3 protein-coding genes and 1 riboswitch are annotated in these 3,734 nt (G+C 71.9%); all 3 genes read right to left on the bottom strand.

Annotated elements, in window-relative coordinates:
• Positions 1–97 precede the first annotated feature (97 nt).
• Entirely contained in the window at positions 98–1,042 is a 945-nt protein-coding gene (locus GKQ77_RS29535) for an aldo/keto reductase (RefSeq protein ID WP_219692179.1), read from the bottom strand.
• 122 nt (positions 1,043–1,164) lie between these two features.
• A complete protein-coding gene (locus GKQ77_RS29530; protein ID WP_219692178.1) occupies positions 1,165–2,241 on the bottom strand; it encodes a M23 family metallopeptidase in 1,077 nt (358 codons plus the stop codon).
• A gap of 11 nt (positions 2,242–2,252) precedes the next feature.
• Positions 2,253–2,400: riboswitch (cyclic di-AMP (ydaO/yuaA leader) on the bottom strand.
• A 287-nt stretch (positions 2,401–2,687) separates the two neighbouring features.
• Positions 2,688–3,734: PP2C family protein-serine/threonine phosphatase (locus tag GKQ77_RS29525; protein ID WP_258022185.1), on the bottom strand; the 1,047-nt coding region annotated here is incomplete at its 5' end.

Below are 3,734 nucleotides of genomic sequence, written 5' to 3'. Positions count from 1 at the left end.
CCCAAGCCCCCTACGGCCCCGCCCCCTACGGGCAGCCGCAGCCCTACCCGGCGTACGGCCACCCGACACACAACCCCTACCGCTCCTAGGCCCGCCCCTAGGCGGAAGCCGCCGTGAGCGACGCCAGCTCCGTCTCCGTCAGCTCCACGTCCGCCACCGCGAGCAGCGCCGGCAGCTGTTCGACCGTGCGCGCGGAGGCGATCGGCGCCGCCACGGTGGGCTGTGCCGCGAGCCAGGCGAGCGCCACGGTCGCGACCTGGACCTCGCGCGCGGCCGCGATCTCGTCGAGCGCGGTCAGCACGCGGTCGCCGCGCTCGCTGCCCACGTACTCCTGGACCCGTCCGCTGCGCGCGCTCTCGACCTGGGCGCCGGGGCGGTACTTGCCGGTGAGGAAGCCGGACGCGAGCGCGAAGTAGGGGACGGCCGCGAGGCCGGAGCGGGAGGCGACCTCCTGGAGCGGGCCCTCGTAGGTGTCGCGGGAGACGAGGTTGTAGTGCGGCTGGAGCGCGACGTAGCGCGCGAGGCCTTCGCGGTCGGAGAAGTCGAGGGACTCCTGAAGCCGCTCGGGCGTGATGTTCGAGGCGGCGATCGCGCGCACCTTGCCCGCCCTGACCAGCTCGTCGAGGGCTCCGATGATCTCCTCCACCGGCACCGACGGGTCGTCGTAGTGGGTGTAGTAGAGGTCGATGTAGTCGGTGTTCAGGCGGCGCAGGGACGCGTCGGCGCCGCTCTTGATGGTGTCGGCGGCGAGCCCCTTGTACTCGGGGAGGGCGCCGACCTTGGTGGCGACGACGACATCGGAGCGGTTGCCGCGCTCGGCCAGCCACTCGCCGATAAGGGTCTCGGACTCGCCGCCCTTGTTGCCGTCCACCCAGTGCGTGTAGGCGTCGGCGGTGTCGATGAAGTTGCCGCCCGCCGCGGTGTAGGCGTCGAGGACGGCGAAGGACGCGGTCCGGTCGGCGGTCCAGCCGAAGACGTTGCCGCCGAGGGAGAGCGGGAAGACTTCGAGGTCGGATGCGCCAAGGGTACGAAGAGGAGTCATACGTTCCTCAACCACCTTGCCGGAAACCGAATTCCGAAGGCTTCCCCAAGGAAGCGTCAAGTCCGGGACGCCTCAGGGCCCACCCCCAGGGGGCACCCCGAGGGGGCACCCCGAAGGCCCCCTCAGGGATTGAGGCCCTTGCTCCGCAGCCAGGCCAGCGGGTCGATGGTGGAGCCGCCCGAGGTGCGGACCTCCAGGTGGAGGTGCGGCCCGGTGACGTTGCCGGTCGCGCCGACGCGGCCGATGACGTCGCCCGTGCTGACCTTCTGCCCGACGCTGACGTTGAGCGAGGACTGGTGGCAGTACCAGACCTCGGTGCCGTCGGGCAGTTCGAGCACTGTGCGGTAGCCGTACGCGCCCGCCCACCCGGCCTCCTTGACGGTGCCGGTGTGCACGGCCTTGAGCGGGGTACCCGTCGGCGCGGCGAAGTCGAGACCGGTGTGCTGACCGGAGGACCACATCGAGCCCGAGTCACCGAAGTGCGAGGTCAGGGTGTACGAGGAGGTGGGGAGGGCATAGCTCCGCGCGAGCTTGGCACGGCGCTCGGCAAGGGCCTTGGCCTTGCGGGCCTCCTCCGCCTTCTTCTTCTTGGCGGCGGCCTTGGCGTCGGCGTCGCGCTCGGCCGCCTTCTGCTGGGCGGCGGCCTCCTCGGCGGCCTTCTTGACGGCGGCCTCCTCGGCCGCGGTCCGCACCGCGTCGTCCGCCTGGTCCTGCTGGCTCTCGGCCTGCTGCATGATGCGGGCGCGCAGGGCCTCGCCCGCGCCTGCGCTGCCCTGACCGGCGTCGGCGGTGGTCATGCCGGCGGTGGTGAGCGGGGCCGCGGCGGGGGCGGCGTCGGAGCCCGCGGCGCCCGACGCGTCTTCGGATATCAGGGAGCCCACGCCGGGCAGGGACGAGGCCTCCGGCAGCGAGTCCGAGACGGCGCCCAGGTCGGGCATGGATATGGAGACCGGCGGCTTGCCGTCCTGCGCGGTGGCGATGCCGCCCGCGCCGACGGCGGCGATGACGCCGACGCCCAGCACGGTGGAGCTGCGGGCGAGCCCGCCGCCGCCCTTCTTGTGCACACGGTGCCTGCCGCGGACGGGACGAACGGACTCCGCGGTGGGATTCCATTCCTCCCAGGTCTGTTCGTCGTACCCGCCGAACTCGTCGTCGTTCGGTACGTACAAGCCTTGGGGGGCAGGCCGGTTGGACGCCACTGGGGCGCGCTCCTTTCCTTCCTTCTCGCCTACCGGGTTAGCTGACGGGTTCGGAGCAGGAAGGTCTCCTACGAACATCTGGCACGGAGGCCCGGATGCCCGATTCACCCCAAGTTAGTGGTTCCCCGGCTCCCTTGCGGGATTAGGCGTGTGCGCACGGAGCCGCCTCTAGTGACGGCTGGGACGACCGCGCTGCGTTATCGAACGTTAATAGACAGCGGGTCCGTATTCCAAGCTGTTCCGATTGATCGTTAACGCTACCGGCCAGTACGTACTGGAACATAGCGCCCCGAAACGGGGCGAGTTGACTGCTCATCAGCCCCCACTCGCCCCTCATCAACCCTTACAAGTGCCCCCTCAGCCCGCACTCTCACCCCCTGCCCGCCCACCACCGGAACTCCACATTCCCTTGACGCGACGTCAATTGGCGCGCACAGGGGCGCACTTCAGTCACGCACGGTTACCTCCGCGTCCCCGGTCGCCGGCCGCCGCACCGCGAGCAGCGCCATGTCGTCCGTCGCCGCGCCACCGGTATGCCGCCGCACCTCCTGTGCGAGCGCGGCGATCAGCGCGTGCGGCCCCTCGCGCCCCGGGAAGATCCGCCCGCCGAGCCGGGTCGCGGGATCGTAGAACTCCCCCGCCGCGTCCCGCGCCTCCGAGAGCCCGTCCGTATAGAAGAGCAGCATCGCGCCGGGCGGGAAGTCCGACTCGTCCGCCCGGTCCGGCCAGAACCCCAGCTCGCCCATGCCGAGCGGCAGCGCGGCCTCGCTCGCGGAGAGCACGCACAACCGTCCGTCGCCGCGCAGCAGCAGGGGCGCCGGGTGACCCCGGTTGACCAGGCGTACGAGGCCTTCGCCGTGCGGGATCTCCGCGAGGACGGCGGTGGTGAACCCCTCGAAGGCGTCGAGCCCGTCCCGGCGGGTGCCCTCGCGCGCGAGCGCCCGCTCCAGGCGCTGCGCCACGGCCTCCAGGGTGGTCTCCTGCTCGGCGGCCTCCCGGAACGCGCCGATGACGACGGCGACCGCCGCGACCGCGCCCATGCCCTTGCCCCGCACATCGCCGACGACGAGGCGTACGCCGTGCGGGGTGTCCTGTACGGCGTACAGATCGCCGCCGATGAACGCGTCGGCCTGCGCGGCCTCGTACCGCGCCGCGATGTCGAGCCCGCCGATCCGGGGGTCCGGCTGCGGCAGCACGGCGCGCTGGGTGGCCTCGGCGATGGAGCGGGCGGTGGCGAGGCGGACGTTGCCGCGGCGGACGACGCGGTTGATGACGCCGGCGAGGGCGGCGACCGTCCCCACGGTCACCAGTTCGGTGACGGCCTCGACATGGCTGGTGGTGGCGTTGCCGTAGTGCAGTACGAGGACGCAGAGGCAGGACGCGGCGCCGGTGAGGGCGGTGTTCAGGAGGGAGTAGAAGGGCGCGGCGATCAGCGGGGCCGCGGTGAAGAGGGGGGCGGCGGTGAACTCGGCCGGGGTCGAGGCGTCGTACAC

This window comes from Streptomyces anatolicus, from assembly GCF_019400875.1.
Classification (GTDB): Bacteria; Actinomycetota; Actinomycetes; order Streptomycetales; family Streptomycetaceae; genus Streptomyces; species Streptomyces anatolicus.
This window is presented reverse-complemented; position numbering and strand designations above follow the sequence as displayed.